Origin of the sequence: Pigmentiphaga soli, assembly GCF_039541095.1 — a bacterium.
GTDB classification, from domain to species: Bacteria; Pseudomonadota; Gammaproteobacteria; order Burkholderiales; family Burkholderiaceae_B; genus Pigmentiphaga; species Pigmentiphaga soli.
On record NZ_BAABFO010000001.1, the window covers coordinates 1 to 20,542 of the forward strand.

The window sequence follows — 20,542 nt, forward strand, 5'->3', positions numbered from 1 at the left end:
CGGCAGGGGCGGCGCCGCGGGCCGGGCGGCCGGCGCGGCGGCCGGCGCCGGGGCGGCGGGCAGGGCCGTCCGTTCGGCCGGGCCGGCGAACAGCCGCGGCAGCGTGAGCGTGAAAGTGCTGCCGCGGCCGGGCGAGCTTTCCACGCCGATCGAGCCGCCCAGCAGCACCGCCAGGTCGCGCGAGATCGACAGCCCCAGCCCGGTGCCGCCGTGGCGGCGGCTGGCGGTGCCGTCGGCCTGGCGGAAGGCGTCGAAGATCACGTCCTGCTGGTCGGGCGCGATGCCGATGCCGGAATCGCTGACCGCGAAGCGCAGGCCGTCGTGGGGCGCCGGGCCGATCGACAGCGCGACGTGGCCGGCGTCGGTGAACTTGATCGCGTTCGACAGCAGGTTCTTCAGGATCTGGCTCAGGCGCTGCGGGTCGGTATGGATCGAGGCCGGGGTGCCGGGCTCGATCCGCACCGCGAACGCCAGGCCCCGTTGCGCCGCCAGCGGCTCGAACGCGGTGCGCAGGGAGCCGGCCAGCTTTTCCAGCGGCACGTCCTGGGGCGAGAGTTCCAGCTTGCCGGCCTCGACCTTGGAGATGTCGAGGATGTCGTTGATCAGCGTGAGCAGGTCGTTGCCGGAAGAGTAGATGGTTTGCGCGAACTTGGTCTGCTCTTCGGTCAGGTTGCCCTGGCGGTTTTCGGCCAGCAGCTTGGCCAGGATCAGCGAACTGTTGAGCGGCGTGCGCAGCTCGTGCGACATATTGGCCAGGAATTCCGACTTGTAGCGGCTGGCGCGCTGCAACTCGTCGGCGTGCCGCTGCAGTTCGGCCTGCGCCTGGCTCAGGGCATCGTTTTTCTGGTCCAGCATCTGCGCCTGGTGGGCCAGCTGTTCGTTGGTCTGTTCCAGCTCCGCCGCCTGGTTCTCCAGGCTGGCGCGCGATTCCTCCAGCGAGCGCGACTGTGCTTCCAGTTCCTCGTTGGCGGTGCGCAGTTCTTCCTGCTGGACCTGCAGTTCCTCGTTCAGTTGCTGGGTTTCCGACAGCGCGTCGCGCAGCCGCTGGCGGTACAGCGCGGCGCTGACGTAGGCACCCATGCTGGACGAGGCCAGCTGGAGGAATTCCAGGTCGCGCTCTGCCACGGGCCGCATGAAGCCCAGTTCGACCACGCCGTTGACCACGCCGTCGCTGGCGATCGGCTGCAGCACCAGCTGCCGCGGTTCGCTCCCGCCCAGTCCGGAAGTCACCTTCAGGTAGTCGGCGGGCACGTCGTCGAGGCGGATGACGCGGTTGCCCATGGCCGCCTGGCCGACCAGGCCCTCGCCTTCGTGGAAGTTCTGCTCGGCCTGTTCGCCTTCGCGGCTGAACCCGTACGAGGCCGCGCGGCCCAGGCTGCCGTCGTCGCGCCGCACGTACAGCGCGCCCACAGCCACGCCCACGTAGCGCGACAGGAAATCGAGGATGGTGCGGCCCAGCTCGCCCAGCCCGGGCTGGCCCGCCACCTGCTCGGCCAGTTCGGTCTGGCCCGTGCGCAGCCATGCCTGATGCTGCAGGAATTCGGCGTGCCGCTGGTGCTGCCGCAGCGCTTCGCCGTAGGCGGCCGACAGCGACATCAGTTCGCGCCGGCCGAACACGGCCAGCAACGCGCTGATCAGCAGGCTGGCGGCCACGAACAGGACGACCGCGGTGGTGGTCACGTTGCGCGCCGTCTCGTTGCGCTCCTGGCGCAGCCGCATCTCGGTGTCGAGGAAATCGCCGAACTCCTTGCGCAGCGCGTCGAACTGCACCTTGCCCAGTCCGGAGCCCGGCGGCGGCTGGTAGCTGCCGGCGGTCCGCCGCATCTGTATCAGCGGTTCGACGGCCTGTTCCCACGTGGCCAGCAGCGATTCGATGCGGGTCACCCGGGCCACTTGCGGGGGATTGTCGGAGACCAGGTCCTTCAGCGTGGCGGCCTGGTTGGCGAATTGCGGCCGGCCCGCGGTGTATTCGGTCAGGTAGGATTCGTCGCCGGCGAGCAGGAAGCCGCGCACGCTGGTCTGGCGGTCCACCGCCAGCCGCGCCAGCTGGTTGGCGGTGGAGATGACCCGCTCCGAATGTTCGACCCAGTTCAGCGACGACAGCAGGTAGGCGATCAACGCCACGAACACCACGATCGTCAGCGCCCCCATGCCCAGGGGCAGCACGATGTTGCGGCGGATGATGCGGCGGAATTTGTTCGAATCGATCGCGGGTTCGCTGGTCATGGGCGGCTCGGCACGAAAACGGCAACGCGCCGTCGGCCGCGGTCGGTGGCCGGCAGGGCGTGTGGGGAGGGGGAGGCGCGCCGACGATGATACAAGAAAGAGAGAAGCCGAGCCTTGGCTACGCCTCCCAGTCGCGCAGGACTTCGTCGGTGTGTTCGCCCAGCATCGGCGGCGGGCGGCGGTAGGCCACCGGCGAGTCCGACAGGCGGATGGGGTTGGCGGTCAGGGGTACCGTGACGCCCAGCGGATGGGGCACCTCGACCCGCATGCCGCGGGCTTGCACCTGGGGATCGGCGAACACCCGGTCGAGGGTGTTGATCGGGCCGCAGGGCACGGTGGCGGCCTCGAGCGCGGCCACCCAGTCGGCAGTGGCGCGGCTGGCGGTGACGCCGGCGATCAGCGCCACCAGCGCATCGCGATGGGCCACGCGCTGCGGATTGGTGAGGAAGCGCGGGTCGGCGGCCCACTCCGGATGCCCCAGCACCTGGCACAGCCGCCCGAACTGGCCGTCGTTGCCGACCGCGATGATCATGTAGCCGTCGGCGGTGGGAAAGTCCTGGTACGGCACGATGCTGGGATGGGCATTGCCCATGCGGCCCGGCACGGCGCCGCCCACCAGGTAGCTGGAGGCCTGGTTGGCCAGCGTGGCGACCTGCACGTCGAGCAGCGCAAGGTCGATATGCTGGCCGCGCCCGGTGGCCTGGCGGTGCGCCAGCGCGGCCAGCACCGCCACGGTGGCGTACAGGCCGGTCATGACGTCGGTCAGCGCCACGCCCACCTTCAGCGGTCCGCCGCCGGGCTCGCCGTCGGGGCGGCCGGTCAGGCTCATCAGGCCGCCCATGCCCTGGATCAGGAAGTCGTAGCCGGGCCGGCTGGCGTAGGGGCCGTCCTGACCGAAGCCGGTGATGGAGCAGTGGATCAGGCGCGGGTTGACCTGGCGCAGGCTTTCGTAGTCGAGGCCGTACTGCTTCAGGCCGCCCACCTTGAAGTTTTCCAGCAGCACGTCGGCCCGCGCCGCCAGCCGGCGCGCCTGCGCCCGGCCCTCGGGCGTGGCCAGGTCGATCGCCACCGAGCGCTTGTTGCGGTTGGCGGCCAGATAGTAGGCGGCCTCGGCAGTGGGCTCGCCCTGCGGATCGCGCAGCCACGGCGGCCCCCAGGCCCGGGTATCGTCGCCGCGGCCCGGGTGTTCCACCTTGACTACGTCGGCGCCCAGGTCCCCCAGCAACTGGCCCGCCCACGGGCCGGCCAGCACGCGCGACAGGTCGAGCACCTTGAGGCTGGCCAGCGCCGCTCGCCCGGCAGCGACGTCCGTCGCACCTCCCACGGCCCCCGAACTAGCGCCCCCCCCTCCAGGATGCGGCGGATCCGGCTCCGCCGGTCCGCTCGCATCGCCCCTTGAGGGGAGCGCGAAGCGCGTAGGGGTGGGGCTTTCCTTCGGGCGCGCGAAGCGCGTACGGGTGGGCTTCATCCTAGAAAGCGGCGATGCCGGTGATGGCGCGGCCCAGTATCAGCGCGTGCACGTCGTGCGTGCCTTCGTAGGTGTTGACGACTTCCAGGTTGACCAGGTGGCGGGCGATGCCGAACTCGTCGCTGATGCCGTTGCCGCCCAGCATGTCGCGCGCGACGCGGGCGATGTCGAGCGCCTTGCCGCAGTTGTTGCGCTTCAGGATCGAGGTGGCCTCCACCGGCGCGCCGCCGTCGTCTTTCATGCGGCCCAGGCGCAGGCAGCCTTGCAGGCCGAGCGCGATCTCGGTGAGCATGTCGGCCAGCTTTTTCTGGACCAGCTGGTTGGCGGCCAGCGGGCGGCCGAACTGGCGGCGGTCGAGCACGTACTGGCGCGCCCGGTGGAAGCAGTCTTCGGCCGCGCCCATGGCGCCCCACGCGATGCCGTAGCGGGCGCTGTTCAGGCAGGTGAAGGGCCCTTTCAGGCCGCGCACCTCGGGGAAGGCGTTCTCTTCAGGCACGAACACGTCGTCCATCACGATCTCGCCGGTGATCGAGGTGCGCAGGCCGACCTTGCCGTGGATCACCGGCGCGCTCAGGCCCTTCCAGCCTTTTTCCAGGATGAAGCCGCGGATCGCGCCGTCGTCGTCCTTGGCCCAGACCACGAACACGTCGGCGATCGGCGCGTTGGTGATCCACATCTTGTTGCCGCGCAGCAGGTAGCCGCCGGGCGCCTTGCGGGCGCGGGTGGCCATGCCGCCGGGGTCGGAGCCGTGGTCGGGCTCGGTCAGGCCGAAACAGCCGATCGATTCGCCGCTTGCCAGCCGGGGCAGGTATTGCTGCCGCTGGGCCTCGGTGCCGAACACGTGGATCGGCAGCATCACCAGCGAGCTTTGCACGCTCATCATCGAGCGATAGCCGGAATCGACCCGTTCCACCTCGCGCGCGATCAGGCCGTAGCAGACGTAGTTCAGGCCGGCGCCGCCGTAGGTTTCGGGCACCGTGGCGCCCAGCAGGCCGAGCTCGCCCATTTCGCGGAACACCGCCGCTTCGGTGCGCTGTTCGCGGAAATCCTGCAGCACGCGGGCCGCCAGGCGGTCCTGGCAGTAGGCGGCGGCCGCGTCCCGGATTTGGCGCTCGTCGTCGGCCAGCTGGCTGTCCAGGCCCAGGGGGTCGTCCCACTGGAAAGCGTTTCCGGTATTCGTAGAACGCATGCTTGTCTCCATGATGATGGGCTAGACTCTATCGGCGGCGAAGCTGGCCGCCAACCGATTTATTCGCAATCTATTGTGCGTGTTGCGCACTCCGAAGGAGGCCTCGATGCGACGGAAGATCCCGTCGACCGCCGCCCTGGCCGCGTTCGAGGCGGCCGCCCGCCACCAGAGCTTCACGCTGGCGGCCGACGAGCTGGCCGTCACGCAAAGCGCGGTGTGCCGGCAGATCGCGGCGCTCGAGCAGTTCGTGGGCGTGGCGCTGTTCCGGCGCTCGCGGCGCGGCGTGGTGCTGACCCCGGCCGGGCTGCAGTACAGCCGCAGCGTACGCGCGCGGCTGGACGACGTCGAGCGCGACACGCTCGAAGTGATGGCCAAGGCCGGCGCCGGCGGCTCGCTCGACGTCGCGGTGGTACCCACCTTCGGCACGCGCTGGCTGGTTCCGCGGCTGCCCGCGTTCCAGCGCAGCCATCCCCACATCACCATCCACCTGCAGGCCAATACCCGGCCCTTCCTGTTCGACGAAACCCGCCTCGACGCCGCCATCCATGCCGGCGACGGCCGCTGGCCGGGCACCCGCGCCCGCCTGCTGATGCCCGAGCGCCTGCTGGCCCTGGGCGCGCCGCAGTGGCTGGCCGGCCGCGGCCAGCTTGCCGCGCGCGAGGTGGCCGCCATGCCGCTGCTGCAGATGAGCACGCGGCCCTATGCCTGGCGCCGTTGGTTCGCCTCGCAAGGGCTGCTGGTCGAGGCCGCGCTGGCCGGGCCGCGCATGGAGCTGTTCTCGATGGCGATGGAGGCCGCGGCGCACGGCATGGGCGCGGCGCTGGTGCCCGAGCTGCTGGCCGAAGAGGAACTGCGCAGCGGCCGGCTGGTGGTGCTGGCCAGCCATCCGTTCGCCAGCGATCTGTCGTATTACTTCATCCATCCCGAACACCGCACCGGCGATCCGGCGCTGGCCTCCTTCGGCGACTGGCTGGTGCAGCAGGCCACCCGATGACGACATCCGAATCCGCCGCCCCGCCGCCTTCCGGCCTTTCCGTATTCCTGCTGGCCCTGGCCTCGTTCGCTAGCGCCAGCGCATTCCGCATCGTCGATCCGCTGCTGCCGCACCTGGCGCGCGAGTTCGCCGTCAGCACCGGCAGCGCGTCGCGGGCAGTGACGGTGTTCGCGATCGCCTACGGCATCGCCCAGTTCCTGTACGGCCCGCTGGGCGACCGCATCGGCAAGTACCGCACCATCACCGCGGCCACGCTGCTGTGTTCGATCGGCAGCATCGGCGCGGCGTTCGCGCCGTCGCTCGACATGCTGATCGTGTGCCGCATCCTGTCGGGCGCGGCCGGAGCCGGCATCATGCCGCTGGCGCTTGCCTGGCTGGGCGACCGCGTGCCCTACGAACGGCGGCAGGCCACGCTGGCGCGCTTCCTGCTGGGCTCGATCACCGGCATCGCCGGCGGCCAGCTGATCAGCGGCATGTTCGCCGATACGCTGGGCTGGCGGGCCGGCTTCGTGTTCCTCGGCCTGGTGTACCTGGCCGCCGGCGGCGCGCTGCTGCTGTTCCGGCCTGCGCGGCCCGACCTGCCGCCGTCCGGTCCGCGGCCGCACGTCTTCGCCGCGCTTGGCACGCTGTTCCGCGTGCGCTGGGCGCGCGTGGTGCTGGCCACGGGTTTCATGGAAGGCGCGATCGTGTTCGGCATCCTGGCCTTCGTGCCCAATTACCTGCAGCAGCGCTTCGGCGTGTCGGCCACGCTCGCCGGCATGACCGGCGCGATGTTCGCGCTGGGCGGCTATGTCTACGTGGGCTCCGCCCGCCGGCTGGTGCCGCGGCTGGGCGAGGCGGGCATGGCCGCCGGCGCCGCCCTGTCGCTGTGCGTGGTGTTCCTGGTTTTCCTGGGCGCGCCGTCGTGGACGCTGACGCTGCCGGCGGCGCTGCTGTCGGGTTTCGGCTATTACCTGCTGCACAGCACGCTGCAGACCAATGCCACCCAGATGGCGCCGCAGGTGCGCGGCACGGCGGTGTCGATGTTCGCGTCCTTTCTGTTCACCGGACAGTCGGTGGGGGTGTGGACCGTCGCGCAGATCGACGGCGCGTTGGGCATGCCGTGGGCCTTCGCGCTGGCGGCGGTGCTGATGCCGGCCGTGGCGCTGGCGTTCCGCCACGCGCTGTTGAACCGGCGCCGGTCCTAGTGTCTCCGGGCCGCCGGGCGAAGCCTGTGATAGTGTGTGCCGTGTCGGGATCTCCGGCCGGGGGGCCGCCATGAGAAAACTGCTGTTGTACATGCGCCAGCTCAGCCAGCGCAGGCTGAGCGCGTTCGAATTCCTGCCGCCCCATGGCGACGAGCCGGAAGGGTCCAACACGCACCAGCTGGTGCTCGATTACGGCCACCAGGACGTGGATGCGCGCGCATTGAGGCGCCGGATCGCCGAAGCCGAATACGACGACGAAACGGCCTGACCGCATTTGCACGGCTTGACGCTGGCGCGGAGTCGCGCCGAAAATACGATATCCGATCGGATTTTTGAAAAATGACCCTGACGATCAGCTACACCGAAGCGGTGGAGACCGCCATGGCCGCGCTCGGCCGCGCCGGCGTCCCGCCCGCCCATGCCCGCCTCCAGGTAGACTTGCTGGTGGACGCCGAACTGGCCGGCCGCGCCTCGCACGGCCTGCTGCGCCTGCCGCGGGTGGTCCAGCGCATCCGCAACGGCGTGTGCGATCCGGTCACCGAAGGCGACGCGCTGTGGCGCGGCGAGGCCTTCCTCGACGTCGACGGCAATCGCGGGCTCGGCCCGGTGGTGGCCTGCGCCGCGCTCGACCGCATCGGCGAGCGCGCGCGCCGCACCGGCGTGGCGGCCGCCGCGATCCGCAACAACAACCACCTGGGCATGATCGGCTGGTACGCCGAACGCGTGGCGCGCGGCGGGCAGGCGCTGATCGCGCTCACCACCAGCGAGGCGCTGGTGCATCCCTGGGGCGGCCGCAAGGCCCTGCTCGGCACCAATCCGATCGCGATCGGCGTGCCGGCCCGGCCCCACCCCTTCGTGCTCGACATGGCCACCAGCCTGGTGTCGATGGGGCAGATCCACGACTACGCGCACCGCGGCCAGCCCTTGTCGCCCGGCTGGGCGCTCGACGCCGCCGGCGAGCCCACCACCGATGCCGCCGCCGCCCGCGACGGCGCGATCGCGCCGTTCGGCGGCGCCAAGGGCTATGCGCTCGGCCTGGCGTTCGAAGTGCTGGTGACGGCCCTGACCGGCGCCGCGCTGGGCGCCGACGTGCGCGGCACGCTCGACGCCACCGAGCCCTGCAACAAGGGCGACGTCTTCATCGTGATCGAGCCGGCCGGCTCGGCCGCGGCGCGCGCGATCGCCGCCTACCTGGACGCCATCCGCGCCTGCCCGCCCGCCCGGCCCGGCGAACCGGTGCTGGTGCCGGGCGACCGCGGCCGCGACAGCCGCGAGGCGCGGCTGCGCGACGGCATCCGGCTGGCCGAACCGGTATGGCGCGAGATCGTCGCCCTGTCGCGGCCGGCGCAGGGCTGAACCGGGCCGGCCGGCGCGCCGCGCCGGCGTCCGGTGCCGCCGCCTCCACTTTTCCTCCAAGGACCGCATCATGAGCACTGCATCGTTCGGCGTCACCCGCTCGCCCCGCCTGATCCTGTTCGGCCACGGCCAACGCTTCGCCCTGGGCCGGACCGCCGTCGCGCTCGGCCGCCGCGCGCTGCTCTGCACCGACCCGCGCTTCGGCGCCGCCCCGGAACTGGGCGCCCTGGTGGACAATCTGCGCGAGGCGGGCGTCGAGGCCCGCGTCTACGACGGCACCGAGGCCGAGCTGCCGGCCGCCGGCATCCATGCCTGCGTGGACGCCATGCGCGGCTTCGACCCCGAAGTGGTGGTCGGCGTGGGCGGCGGCAGCTGCATGGACATGGCCAAGCTGGTCAGCCTGCTGCTGGCCCACGACGGGCCGCTCGACCGCTATTACGGCGAGCTGAACGTGCCCGGCCCGGTGCGGCCGGTGATCGCGCTGCCCACCACCTCCGGCACCGGCTCCGAGGTGACGCCGGTGGCGGTGCTGGCCGACGACGCGCGCGACCTGAAGGTGGGCGTCTCCACCCCTTATCTGATTCCGCACGCGGCGATCTGCGACCCCGACCTCACCACCTCCTGCCCGCCCCGGCTGACGGCCTATTCGGCGGCCGACGCGTTGACCCACGCCATCGAGTCGTTCACCGCGGTACGCCGCGAACCCACGGCGGCGCTGGCCGGGGAACGCGTGTTCGTCGGCAAGAACGCGCTCAGCGACGCCTACGCGCTGTCGGCCATCGGCGCCATCGCCCGCTGGCTGCCGCGCGCGCTGGCCGACGGCGCCGACGGCCAGGCCCGGGCCGGGCTGATGCTGGGCGCGCTGCACGCCGGGCTGGCCTTCGGCGCGGCCGGCACGGCAGCCGCCCACGCGATCCAGTATCCTGTAGGGGCGTTGACGCATACCGCGCATGCGGTCGGCGTCGCCCAGCTGATGCCCTACGTGATGGCCTACAACCGCCCCGCCTGCACCGACGAGTTCGCCCAGATCGCCCGCGCCATGAACGTGGCCGGCGACGACCCGGAGCGCCTGGCCGACGCGGCGATCGACGCCGTCGCGGCCTTGCTGGACGGCGCCGGCGTGCCCCGCACGCTGGCCGAACTGGGCCTGCCGCAAGACCGCATCGGCTGGGTGGCCGCCCAGTCCATGCTGGCGGCCCGGCTCGTCACCAACAACCCTCGTCCGCTGGACGAGCGCACCATGCACGCCATCGTGGCGGCCGCGTTCCGCGGCGACCGCGCATGGCGCGGATAGCCATCCTACCTGTGAGACACACCATGTCATCTGTCGCCAAGCCATCTTCGCAGTCCGTCACCGACGTCCCCACCGATCTGTTCATCGGCGGCGCCTGGCTGCCCGGCTCGCGTGAGCGCATCGACGTCTTCGATCCGTCCACCGAGCAGGTCATCGCCAGCATCGCCAACGCCAGCATCGAAGACGCGCAGGCCGCGGTCGACGCCGCCGCCGCCGCGGCGCCGGCCTTCGCCCGCATGCCGCCGCGCCAGCGCGGCGAGATCCTGCGCAAGTGCTTCGAGCTGATGATCCGCGACAAAGACCACCTGGCGCGCCTGATCTCGCTCGAAAACGGCAAGGCGCTGAGCGACGCGATGGGCGAAGTGATCTACGCCGCCGAATTCTTCCGCTGGTTCGCCGAAGAGGCCGTGCGGATCAACGGCGACCTCGCCATCGCCCCCGGCGGCGCCAACCGCATCCTGGTGCAGTACCAGCCGATCGGCGTGTCGGTGCTGGTCACGCCGTGGAACTTCCCGGCCGCGATGGCCACCCGCAAGATCGCGCCGGCGCTGGCCGCCGGCTGCACCTGCGTGCTCAAGCCGGCCACCGAAACCCCGCTCACCGCCTACGCACTGGCGGCGCTGTTCAAGGAAGCGGGCGTGCCCGACGGCGTGGTCAACGTCATCACCACCTCCACCTCCGGCAAGGTGATCGACGCCATCCTGCAGGATCCGCGCGTGCGCAAGCTGTCGTTCACCGGCTCGACCGAGGTCGGCCGCGTGCTGCTGCGCAGCGCCGCCGGCCAGATCCTCAACTGCTCGATGGAGCTGGGCGGCAACGCGCCGTTCGTGGTGTTCGACGACGCCGACCTCGACGCCGCGGTCGAGGCCGCCATGATCGCCAAGATGCGCAACGGCGGCGAGGCCTGCACCGCGGCCAACCGCTTCTACGTGCAGCGCGGCCTGGCCGAGGCCTTCGCCGCGCGCATGGCCGAGCGCATGGGCAAGATGGTGGTCGACGACGGCGTCAAGCCCACCACCAACTGCGGCCCGCTGGTCAACGCCGCCGCGGTCGCCAAGGTGGCCGAGCTGGTCGACGACGCCGTGGCCAAGGGCGCGCGCGTGCTGACCGGCGGCAAGCGGCTGGATCGCACGGGATTCTTCTACCTGCCCACCGTGCTGGCCGACGTGCCGCGCGACGCCAAGGTGCTGAGCGAGGAAATCTTCGGGCCGGTCGCGCCCATCGTCGTGTTCGACGACGAGGCCGAGGCCATCGAACTGGCCAACGCCACCGAGTACGGCCTGGTGTCCTACGTGTTCACCGGCGACCTGAAGCGCGGCCTGCGCGTGTCGGAAGCGATCGAAAGCGGCATGGTGGCGCTGAACCGCGGCCTGGTGTCCGACCCGGCCGCGCCGTTCGGCGGCGTCAAGCAGAGCGGCCTGGGCCGCGAGGGCGCGCACCACGGCATCCTGGAGTTCATGGAAGCCAAGTACATCGCCACCAGCTGGTGATGAGAAAGGCGGCGGCGCAAGCCGCCGCCCGGCTGCATGCCCGCTCCCGCGGGTTACGCCCGCCAGGGATTGACCACGCGCACCCCGGCCGCCTCGAACGGCGCCGTGTCGCGCGACGCGGCGATGAACCCGTGCGCCGCCGCAATTGCGGCGATACAGCCATCGGGCGCTGCTCGTTGAGCCACTCGAGCACGGCCGGGGCCGGGGTCGGCTTCATTGCCTCGGAAACAACGTTGGTGTCGAGAACGATCATTCGAATTTCATCGGTTCGGCCTGTTTCCGGTCGCGCGCCTGCCCGGTTGCTTCGACGTCCGCGTTGGTCAGCCCGATCGTGCGGCCCAGTGCGGCCAGCGCGTCTCCCATGCGGACGCGCTTCTGGGGTTTGACCGCGTCGGCCAGGATGGCGCGGATTTCCGCCTCGGTGCTGTGGTCGTGCCGTGCCGCCCGCACGCGCAGGGCGCGGTGTATTTCGTCGGGGACATTGCGTACGGTGAGGACGGCCATGACCGGACTCCTTGAACATGAAATGCAATCAATGCTGTCAATTTTTATCGATTTGACAGCATCGGGGCGAGTGTGGAGCAAGCACGGAACAGGTGCGGGGCAAGCCGGACTGTCACCCGGTTTCTGTACAATGCGACACCATGCGTAGAGCGCTCGTCATCCTCCTTCTCGTGCTGGCCGTCCCGTTCCAGGGCGCCTGGTCGGCCGCGGCGCGCTATTGCGTGGATGGCGACGGCGCTGCGCAGACGCATTTCGGCCACCATACGCATATCGACATCGGCGACGACGGACACGGCGCTGCCAAGCAGCCCGTCCACGGTGATTGCGTGGCGTGTCACTTCGTGTCGATGCATGCCGTGTTCGCGGACACTGCCATGCCCATGACGGACATGGCGGTTGCGGCGATTAGGTTCGCGCCGCTGCACGACGCGTTCGAATCGCGCCCGGCCGCCGTCCCTGAACGGCCCAAATGGCCCCGCCTCGCCTGACCAGCGAGGCACCTCCTCCCCTTTTCATTCTCGCCGCCTCGCTGGATTCACCCTTTTTCTTTCAGGTGCAATCCGATGCGACGCTGTTTGCCGGGGCTGGCTCTAGCCCTGGGCCTGCCGATGGTTGTTCTTGCGCAACCGGCGGCGCCCGAGTCTCGACCGTATTTCCAACAACGAACGCCCAGCGCCGAGCCGCTCACGCTCGACATGGCCCTAGCGCTGAGCGCCGGCCATAACGCGTCGCTCGCCGCCGCGGCCAAGGAAGTCGATGCGCTTCAGGGGGGCGTTACCCAGGCAGGCCTGTTGCCGAACCCCGACCTGTCCATCCGGTTGGAGGACACGCGCAGGGAAACGCGTACCACGATCGCGGAGTTCGGCATTCCCGTCGAGCTCGGCGGCAAGCGAACGGCGCGCATAACCGCGGCCGAGCGAGCCCGCAGCGTGGCGCAGGCCGATCTTGCGGTCGCGCGCGCCAACGTTCGCGCGGCGACGGTCGCCGCCTTTTTCAACGTGCTGGTGGCGCAGGAGAACGTCCGGCTCACCCAGGGCGCCGTGGACGTTGCCGCGCGAGCCGTGGACGTTGTTGGCCGGCGGGTCGCGGCCGGCAAAGTGCCGCCGCTCGAAGAGACGCGCGCCCAGGTCGAACGCGCCAACGCCGATCTCGCGCTGGCCGAGGCAAAGACGGCGCTTGAAAGCGCGCGCGTGTCCCTGGGTGCGTTGTGGGGCGCGCCGCCGTCGGACGTTTCCGAAGTCGTCGGCAACCTGGACGCCTTGCCGGAGCGGGCCGCCATCCAGACGCTGCTGGCGGAACTGGACGACGCGCCGGAACTGGTGGTGGGCCGCATGGAGATCCAGCGCCGGGAGGCGGTCGTGCAGCTGGAGCGCAGCCGGCAGTATCCCGATATCCGCATTACGGCCGGAACGCAGCGCGACTACTCGCTGGGGCGCAATCAGGCGCTCATCGGCGTCTCGATCCCGCTGCCTCTTTTCAATCGCAACCAGGGTGGCCTTTACGAAGCCACCGTGCGCGCCGACCAGGCAGAAGACCAGCTGCGCGCGACCAGGATCCGGCTGGACGAAGAGCTGCGGCAAGCGGCCGCCCGCCTGGCGTTCGCCAGGGAGGCCGCGGCCACGCTGCGTTCGTCGGTGCTGCCGGGGGCGCAACAGGCGTATGGCGTGGCGACGGCCGGCTTCGAGGCGGGCAAGTTCGGCTTCCTGGACATACTCGACGCGCAGCGCACGCTGTTTCAAGCCCGGATCCGGTACCTGGCCAGCCTGGCCGACACCTACCAGGCCGCCATCGCGATTGATCGCATACTCGGCCGCTAAGGAATTTTCAGATCATGATGACCAAGAAGCAGACGGCCGCCACGGCGGCCATCATTATCGTGGGCGTGCTGGCCATTGCCGGCGTGCTTTATGGCCGTGCGGATCATGGCGGGCATGGCGATGCGGCGCACGACGAAGCGTCGCAACCACGGACCGAGCCGGCGGAAGAAACCGTCAAGCTGAGCGACGCGCAGATCCGGGACAGCAACATCGCGATCGCGCAAGCCGGCCCCGGCACCATACGCGCGTTCCGGGAGTTCCCCGGAGAGATCAAATTCAACGCCGACCGATTGGCGCATGTCGTGCCCCGGCTGGCCGGGGTGGTCGAGCGTGTATCCGCCGATCTGGGGCAGCAGGTGCGCAAGGGCCAGACGCTGGCGGTGATCGCCAGCACCTCGCTGTCCGACCTGCGCAGCGAATTGATGGCCGCCCAGCGGCGCGCCGTGCTCGCCAATCAGACCTACGAGCGCGAAAAGAAACTGTGGGAGCAGCGCGTTTCGGCGGAGCAGGAGTATCTGCAGGCGAACGCCGCGCGGGAAGAGGCCTCGATCGCCGTCCAGAACGCCATGCAGAAACTGAAAGCGATCGGCGTGCCGCCCAGTGCTTCCGCGTTGAACCAATACGCCATGACGGCGCCGTTCGACGGTATGGTCACCGCAAAGCATATGACCTTGGGCGAGGCCGTCAGCGAAACGGACCAATCGTTCACGATCGCCGACCTCGGCACGGTCTGGGCAGAGTTCATCGTCGCGCCGCAGGACCTGGGCGCCGTTCGGGTAGGGGAGCCGGTAACGATCACCTCGACCGCCCTGAGCGAATCCACGGAGGGCACCGTGTCCTACGTCGGCGCGCTCATCGGCGACCAGACGCGCACGGCAACGGCTCGCGTCACGCTGGTCAATCCCGGCGGGGCATGGCGGCCGGGATTGTTCATCACGGTCCGGGTCCGCCAGGCCGAACAACAGGTGCCGGTTGCCGTGAAGGCCGACGCATTGCAGACGCTTGACGACAAGCCGACGATCTTCAAGGCCGTCCCGGGAGGGTTCAAGGCGCAGGCGGTTGTGACCGGCCGCAGCGACGGCGAGCTCGTCGAGATCAGGCAGGGCCTGGAGCCGGGCGAGTCGTACGCCAGTTCGAACACCTTCACGCTCAAGGCAGAGCTGGGCAAGAGCGAGGCCGAGCATGGTCATTGACAGAATACTCCGGTTCGCGATCGGCCACCGCTGGCTGGTCGTGCTGGCCGTGATCGGCATGGCCGGATTGGGCGTCTACAACTTCACCCGCCTGTCGATCGACGCGGTGCCCGACATCACCAATGTGCAGGTGCAGATCAACACGGCGGCGCCCGGCTACTCTCCGCTGGAAGCCGAGCAGCGGATCACCTATCCGATCGAGACGGCCATGGCCGGCCTGCCGGACCTGGTGCAAACGCGCTCGATCTCGCGCTATGGCCTGTCCCAGGTCACGGTCATTTTCAACGACCGGACCGACATCTACTTCGCCCGCCAGCTGGTCAACCAGCGCATCCAGGAGGCAAGGGATGCGCTGCCCCGGGCAGTGACGCCGACCATGGGGCCGATTTCCACGGGACTGGGCGAGATCTACATGTGGACGGTAGAGGCCGAGCCGGATGCAAGAAAGCCCGACGGTACGCCATACACCCTGACCGACCTGCGCGAGTTGCAGGACTGGGTCGTCCGGCCGCAACTGCGCACCGTCGCGGGCGTGACCGAAGTCAACACGATCGGCGGTTCTGCCAAGGAATATGTCGTTGCGCCCAGCCTGGAGCGGCTTTCCGCCTATGGCCTGACGCTGGCCGACCTAGTCGCCGCGCTCGGGCGCAACAACGTCAATGTCGGGGCAGGGTATATCGAGCGCGGCGGGGAGCAGTACCTGGTGCGCGCGCCAGGGCAGGTACAGTCGATCGACGACATCGGCAGCATCATCGTCAGCCAGGCCCAGGGGGTTCCCATACGCATTCGCGACGTGGGCAGCGTCGCGATCGGCAAGGAACTGCGCACCGGCGCCGCGACGGAGAATGGACGCGAGGTCGTGCTCGGCACCGTCTTCATGCTGATCAACGAGAACAGCCGGACGGTAGCCCAGGCCGTCGACGCGAGGCTGGCCGGCATCAACAAGACCTTGCCGCCCGGCGTCAAGGCGGTCACGGTGTACGACCGCACGGCCCTGGTCGACAAAGCAGTGGCAACCGTCAGGAAGAACCTCCTGGAAGGCGCGGTGCTGGTGATCGTCGTGCTCTTTCTATTCCTGGGCAATATCCGCGCGGCCTTGATCACGGCCATGGTGATTCCGCTTTCCATGCTGTTCACATTCTCCGGAATGGTGGCCTACAAGGTCAGCGCGAACCTGATGAGCCTGGGCGCGCTGGATTTCGGGATCATCGTCGACGGCGCGGTGGTCATCGTCGAAAACTGCATCCGCCACCTGGCGCATGTGCAAGCCGCACAGGGACGCGTACTGACCCGGGTCGAACGATTCAAGGAGGTGTTTGCGGCGGCCAGCGAGGCCCGGCGGCCGCTGATCTTCGGGCAGCTGATCATCATGATCGTGTACCTGCCCATCTTCGCGCTCAGCGGGGTCGAGGGAAAGATGTTCCATCCCATGGCCACCACCGTGGTCCTGGCGCTCCTGGGCGCGATGATCCTGTCGATCACCTTCGTGCCGGCCGCGGTGGCGCTGCTGCTCGGCAAGAAGGTGGAAGAAAAGGAGAACTGGCTCATGCTGCGCGCCCGGCGCGTTTACGAGCCGCTGCTGGAGCGGGCCTTGGCCAACACGCCGGTCGTGATAGCGTTTGCCGCCATGTCGATCCTGTTCACCTTTGCCGTCGCGACCCGCCTGGGCGCCGAGTTCATCCCGAATCTCAACGAAGGCGACGTCGCGCTGCAGGCGCTTCGCATTCCGGGCACCAGCCTGACGCAATCGGTCGAGATGCAATCGGCGCTCGAAAAGAACCTCGCCAAGGTGCCCGAGGTGGAGCGCGTGTTCGCCCGGATCGGGACCGCGGAAGTCGCGTCGGATCCCATGCCGCCGAACGCAGCCGATACCTACATCATCCTGAAACCCGTGGATCAATGGCCTGCCCCGCGCAGGTCTCATGACGAGGTGATCGCCGCGCTGCAGGAAGTGGCCGATGCCGTGCCCGGCAACAACTATGAGTTCACCCAGCCGATCCAGATGCGCTTCAACGAACTGATCTCGGGGGTGCGCAGCGACCTGGCGGTCAAGGTGTTCGGCGACGACACGTCGCAGCTGGAGAGGAGCGCTGCGGACATCGTCAGTGTGCTGTCCCGGATACCGGGGGCCGAATCGGTCAAGGCGGAGCAGACCACGGGCTTGCCGATGCTGACCATCTCCGTCGATAGGGAAAGATCGTCCCGCTATGGCGTCAGCCTGTCCGAGGTGCAGGATGCCATCGCCACGGCCGTAGGCGGCAAGGAGGCCGGCACCTTCTTCCAGGGAGACCGGCGCTTCGACATCCTGGTGCGATTGCCCGACGACGTGCGCAGCAATATCGAGGCATTGAAGCGGCTGCCTGTCGCACTGCCAAGGAACGGCGATGCACGCACGGCGTTCGTTCCTCTTTCCGAGCTCGCACGCTTTGACCTGGCCCCGGGGCCGAACCAGATCAGCCGCGAGGACGGCAAGCGCCGGATCGTCGTCAGCGCGAACGTCCGCGGGCGCGATCTCGGTTCCTTCGTTGCCGAGGCGCAGCGGCAGATCGACGCCGCCGTCAGGATCCCCCCGGGCTATTGGCTATCGTGGGGCGGGACGTTCGAACAGTTGCAGTCCGCGACGGCACGCCTGCAGATCGTGGTGCCCGTGGCGCTTGCGCTGGTGTTCGTCCTGCTGTTTTCCATGTTCGGCAATGCGCGCGACGGGCTGATCGTTTTCACCGGCATTCCCTTCGCCCTGACCGGGGGCATCACGGCCCTGTGGCTGCGGGGGATCCCGCTCTCCATTTCGGCTGCGGTCGGCTTCATTGCCCTCTGCGGCGTCGCCGTCCTGAACGGATTGGTCATGCTGTCGTTCATTCGCTCGCTGCGGGCACAGGGGCGTTCGCTGGACGAGGCCGTCCGCATCGGCGCGGTGACCCGGTTGCGGCCGGTACTGATGACTGCGCTGGTCGCATCGCTGGGTTTCATCCCGATGGCGCTCGCCACCGGGACCGGCGCCGAGGTGCAACGCCCGCTGGCGACGGTGGTCATCGGAGGCATCATCTCCTCCACCGCCTTGACGCTGCTTGTCCTGCCCGTGATCTACCGGCTCACGCACACGAAAAGGGCGCGGGAGCCGTTCGTGGAACATGCCGACACGCTGGCGTTCGACTAGCCGCGGCCGGCGGGGCTCTTCCGGACGGGCCGCCCATGGAGAATCCCATGGCGGCCCGGTCCGGCAGGATTACTTGCGGGGTTCCTTCTCTTCCTTGACGCGGTACACCAGCACCGCCACCTCGGCCAGCGACAGCACCTTGGCCGTGACGCTGCCCAGCAGCAGGCGCGACAGGCCGCTGCGGCCGTGGCTGCCGATGAAGATCAGGTCGCAGCCGGTGTCGGCCGCGGCCTGCACGATGCCGTCGGCCACGTTGAAGTTCGACACCGACAGCGAGGTGGCCGGCACGCCGGCCGTGTCGGCGCGGTGGACCACGGCTTCGATGTAGCGCGCGGCCTGTTCGGCGGCGGCTTTTTCGTAGGCGTCGTCGGTAATGGCGTAGGCAGCCGCCATGCCGTCGAAGCCGATCGTGGCGGCGAACGGCTGGGTCACGTGCAGGGCCACGATCTCGGCGTTGACCGAGCGGGCGAACATGACGCCCGCGTTGGCCGCCTGCGCGGACAGCGGCGAGCCGTCGGTCGGGATCAGGATTTTCTTGAACATGAGGGCTTCTCCTTGCCTTCTGGACTGAGGCGTCGACCGCAGGATAGCCTAGAACGCGGCGCGCGTCAGGCCAGCGTCTTGCGCAGGAAGGCCGAGATATCGTCGACCTCCGGCAGGCACACCGAATGCGGCATCGGGTACACATGCCATTCCACCGGCTGCCCCAGCGCCTGCAGCGCGGCGCGCGACGCTTCGGCGCGCGCCAGGGGCACCACCGGGTCGGCGCTGCCGTGCGCCATGAAGACGGGCGTGCCGGCGTTGGCGGGATGGCGCTCGGCCGCGAACCCGTCCGACAGCGGCAGGTAGCCCGACAGCGCCACCAGCCCCGCCAGCCGCCGCGGATGGCGCAGCCCGGTATGCAGCGTCATCGCGCAGCCCTGCGAAAAGCCGGCCAGCACGATGTGCTCGTCGGCGATGCCGCGCGCGTTCTCGCGCGCGATCAGGTTTTCCACATGGCGCTGCGAGGCGCGGATGCCGGCCTCGTCTTCGCGCCGGACGAGGTCGGCGCCGAGGATGTCGTACCACGAACGCATGGCCATGCCGCCGTTGATGGTGACGGGCTGGATCTCGGCGTGCGGGAACACGAAGCGGACATCGGGCAGGCCGTCGAGCTTGAGCTCGGGCACCAGCGGCGCGAAATCGTGGCCGTCGGCGCCCAGGCCGTGCAGCCAGATGACGGCGCGGGCCGGATCGGGGCCGGTGGCGATCTCGACGCAGTCGAGCAGGGTGGGCTGGTCGGTCATGGCGGGCTCCGTGGAATCAGCCCTGGGGCCGGATCGCGGCCTTGGGGCGGAACGCCTTGCAGACGGCGTCGTCGGTTTCGATGTAGGGGCCGCCGATCAGCTGGATGCAGTACGGCACGGCGGCGAAGATGCCCGGCACCAGCAGCGCGCCGTCGGCGCCGCGCAGCCCTTCCAGGGTTTCGCGGATCGCCTTGGGCTGGCCCGGCAGGTTGACGATCAGCGCGGCGCCGTCTTCGGCGCGCGCGCCGCGTTCGCGGATCACCGCCACCTGCCGCGACAGGATCGCGGTGGGCACGAAGCGCAGCGAGATCTGCCGCATCTGTTCGCCAAAGCCGGGCATTTCCTTGGTGCCCACCGCCAGCGTGGCCTCGGGGGTCACGTCGCGCCGGGCCGGGCCGGTGCCGCCGGTGGTCAGGATCAGGTCGCAGCCGGCCTCGTCGCACAGCTCGACCAGGGTGGCCGAGATCAGCGGCGCCTCGTCGGCGATCAGGCGTTCGACGAAGCGCACCGGCGTGCGCAGCGCGCCGCCCAGCCACTGGCGCAGCGCGGGGATGCCTTCGTCGGCATAGACGCCGGCGGAGGCGCGATCGCTGATCGAGACGAGGCCGCAGACCAGTTCGTCGGGGTGGTTGCGGGCGGGAAGGGAGGCGGTCATGGTCGAGGCGGTGGTGGGTTGCTGGATGCCGTGGACGGGCGCGTCAGTCGTCGCCGTCCGCGCTGTCGTCGGCGGCTGCGTCGCCGTCAGGCATGGCATCGGCATCGCCGCCGGCCTCGGCCTCGGCACGCAGGCGCTTGATTTCCTGGAACAGCGCGCGAAACTGGCGGCGCTGCGGTTCCTGGCCGGGCAGCAGCGCGGCGTTGGCCGCGCGCTCCTTGCGCGCGGCGCGGATCAGCGCGCGCAGGTGCTGGGCGTCGGCGCCGGGGTGCTGGGCGATGAAGGCGGTGGCCTGTTCGTCATCCTGGAGCAGGCGGTCGCGCCACAGTTCGAGCTGGTGGAAGGCGGCGATCTGTTCCATCGATTCGCCGTCCCATTCGGCCAGCCGGGCCCGGATCGGCTCCACGTGCGCGTCGCGCATCAGCTTGCCGACGTACTGCAGCTGGCGCCTGCGCGCCTCGTGCGAGGTGATGCGCTGGGCCTCGACGATGGCGTCGTGCAGCCGTTCGGCCAGCGCCAGCTGGGCCAGCCGGTCGCGCGGCAGCGCCACCAGCCGTTCGCCCAATTCCTGGAGCGCGGTCATGTCGCGCTTGAGCTGGGACTTGCTGGGCGGGCGCGGATCGTCGTCGGCGGGGCCGGCCGGCGCAGGGGTGAAGCGTTTGGTCTTAAACATTTCCTTCATCTATTCATGGCGCTACGTCCGGCACCGTATGAACCCGCGCCGCT

At 69.7% G+C, this 20,542-nt stretch carries 18 protein-coding genes and 1 pseudogene; 10 read left to right on the forward strand and 9 right to left on the reverse strand.

What is annotated here, in order from left to right; all coding sequences use genetic code 11:
* The 3 genes from ABD927_RS00005 to ABD927_RS00015 form a co-directional block, all read right to left on the reverse strand.
* Positions 1–2,226 (reverse strand): CHASE3 domain-containing protein (locus tag ABD927_RS00005; protein ID WP_345245031.1); only part of this gene is annotated, 2,226 nt, incomplete at its 3' end.
* A gap of 118 nt (positions 2,227–2,344) precedes the next feature.
* Positions 2,345–3,550, reverse strand: a complete 1,206-nt coding sequence (locus tag ABD927_RS00010) for a CaiB/BaiF CoA transferase family protein (RefSeq protein WP_345245033.1) — start codon at positions 3,548–3,550, stop codon at positions 2,345–2,347.
* A 145-nt stretch (positions 3,551–3,695) separates the two neighbouring features.
* The gene (locus ABD927_RS00015; RefSeq protein ID WP_345245035.1) at positions 3,696–4,883 is read right to left on the reverse strand and encodes an acyl-CoA dehydrogenase; all 1,188 of its coding nucleotides are present in this window, start codon (positions 4,881–4,883) and stop codon (positions 3,696–3,698) included.
* Positions 4,884–4,989: 106 nt separating this feature from the next.
* Here ABD927_RS00015 and ABD927_RS00020 point away from each other — a divergent pair, with 106 nt between their 5' ends.
* The 6 genes from ABD927_RS00020 to ABD927_RS00045 all read left to right on the forward strand — a co-directional run bounded on the left by ABD927_RS00020 (position 4,990) and on the right by ABD927_RS00045 (position 11,204).
* Positions 4,990–5,877: a LysR substrate-binding domain-containing protein gene (locus ABD927_RS00020; RefSeq protein WP_345245037.1), complete on the forward strand. Its 888-nt coding sequence runs from the start codon at positions 4,990–4,992 to the stop codon at positions 5,875–5,877.
* Positions 5,874–7,064, forward strand: coding sequence for an MFS transporter (locus tag ABD927_RS00025; RefSeq protein WP_345245039.1), 1,191 nt, complete (start codon positions 5,874–5,876; stop codon positions 7,062–7,064). The genes ABD927_RS00020 and ABD927_RS00025 overlap by 4 nt, the downstream gene beginning before the upstream one ends.
* A gap of 70 nt (positions 7,065–7,134) precedes the next feature.
* Complete coding sequence (locus ABD927_RS00030) at positions 7,135–7,332, forward strand: hypothetical protein (protein ID WP_345245041.1); 198 nt, start codon at positions 7,135–7,137, stop codon at positions 7,330–7,332.
* A gap of 71 nt (positions 7,333–7,403) precedes the next feature.
* Positions 7,404–8,420 (forward strand): Ldh family oxidoreductase, encoded by a 1,017-nt coding sequence (locus tag ABD927_RS00035; RefSeq protein WP_345245043.1) that lies wholly within the window; start codon positions 7,404–7,406, stop codon positions 8,418–8,420.
* A gap of 70 nt (positions 8,421–8,490) precedes the next feature.
* The gene (locus tag ABD927_RS00040) at positions 8,491–9,714 is read left to right on the forward strand and encodes an iron-containing alcohol dehydrogenase (protein WP_345245045.1); all 1,224 of its coding nucleotides are present in this window, start codon (positions 8,491–8,493) and stop codon (positions 9,712–9,714) included.
* Between the two features lie 23 nt (positions 9,715–9,737).
* On the forward strand, positions 9,738–11,204 hold the full coding sequence (locus ABD927_RS00045; protein ID WP_345245046.1) for an NAD-dependent succinate-semialdehyde dehydrogenase: 1,467 nt from the start codon (positions 9,738–9,740) through the stop codon (positions 11,202–11,204).
* Between the two features lie 53 nt (positions 11,205–11,257).
* On the opposite strand, the pseudogene ABD927_RS00050 reads toward ABD927_RS00045, so the two are convergent.
* A pseudogene (locus ABD927_RS00050) lies at positions 11,258–11,457 on the reverse strand (PIN domain-containing protein).
* The gene (locus tag ABD927_RS00055; protein WP_345245048.1) at positions 11,454–11,708 is read right to left on the reverse strand and encodes a FitA-like ribbon-helix-helix domain-containing protein; all 255 of its coding nucleotides are present in this window, start codon (positions 11,706–11,708) and stop codon (positions 11,454–11,456) included. Before ABD927_RS00055 ends, ABD927_RS00050 begins: the two are co-directional and overlap by 4 nt.
* 140 nt (positions 11,709–11,848) lie before the next feature.
* Here ABD927_RS00055 and ABD927_RS00060 point away from each other — a divergent pair, with 140 nt between their 5' ends.
* The 4 genes from ABD927_RS00060 to ABD927_RS00075 all read left to right on the forward strand — a co-directional run bounded on the left by ABD927_RS00060 (position 11,849) and on the right by ABD927_RS00075 (position 17,875).
* Positions 11,849–12,196 carry a heavy metal resistance regulator gene (locus tag ABD927_RS00060; protein ID WP_345245050.1) on the forward strand — a complete coding sequence of 116 codons (348 nt, stop codon included), beginning with the start codon at positions 11,849–11,851 and terminating at the stop codon, positions 12,194–12,196.
* Positions 12,197–12,271: 75 nt separating this feature from the next.
* Positions 12,272–13,525 carry a TolC family protein gene (locus ABD927_RS00065; protein WP_345245052.1) on the forward strand — a complete coding sequence of 418 codons (1,254 nt, stop codon included), beginning with the start codon at positions 12,272–12,274 and terminating at the stop codon, positions 13,523–13,525.
* 14 nt (positions 13,526–13,539) lie between these two features.
* Entirely contained in the window at positions 13,540–14,718 is a 1,179-nt protein-coding gene (locus ABD927_RS00070; protein WP_345245054.1) for an efflux RND transporter periplasmic adaptor subunit, read from the forward strand.
* Positions 14,708–17,875: an efflux RND transporter permease subunit gene (locus ABD927_RS00075; protein WP_345245056.1), complete on the forward strand. Its 3,168-nt coding sequence runs from the start codon at positions 14,708–14,710 to the stop codon at positions 17,873–17,875. Before ABD927_RS00070 ends, ABD927_RS00075 begins: the two co-directional genes overlap by 11 nt.
* A gap of 69 nt (positions 17,876–17,944) precedes the next feature.
* Here ABD927_RS00075 and ABD927_RS00080 read toward each other — a convergent pair whose 3' ends face one another.
* From ABD927_RS00080 to yjgA, 4 genes are all read right to left on the reverse strand, one after another.
* Positions 17,945–18,418: a universal stress protein gene (locus tag ABD927_RS00080; protein WP_345245058.1), complete on the reverse strand. Its 474-nt coding sequence runs from the start codon at positions 18,416–18,418 to the stop codon at positions 17,945–17,947.
* Between the two features lie 65 nt (positions 18,419–18,483).
* Positions 18,484–19,161 (reverse strand): alpha/beta hydrolase, encoded by a 678-nt coding sequence (locus tag ABD927_RS00085; RefSeq protein ID WP_345245060.1) that lies wholly within the window; start codon positions 19,159–19,161, stop codon positions 18,484–18,486.
* Between the two features lie 16 nt (positions 19,162–19,177).
* Positions 19,178–19,816 (reverse strand): molybdopterin adenylyltransferase, encoded by a 639-nt coding sequence (gene mog / locus ABD927_RS00090; protein ID WP_345245062.1) that lies wholly within the window; start codon positions 19,814–19,816, stop codon positions 19,178–19,180.
* Positions 19,817–19,859: 43 nt separating this feature from the next.
* Positions 19,860–20,489 carry a ribosome biogenesis factor YjgA gene (gene yjgA / locus ABD927_RS00095; RefSeq protein WP_345245064.1) on the reverse strand — a complete coding sequence of 210 codons (630 nt, stop codon included), beginning with the start codon at positions 20,487–20,489 and terminating at the stop codon, positions 19,860–19,862.
* Positions 20,490–20,542 lie beyond the last annotated feature (53 nt).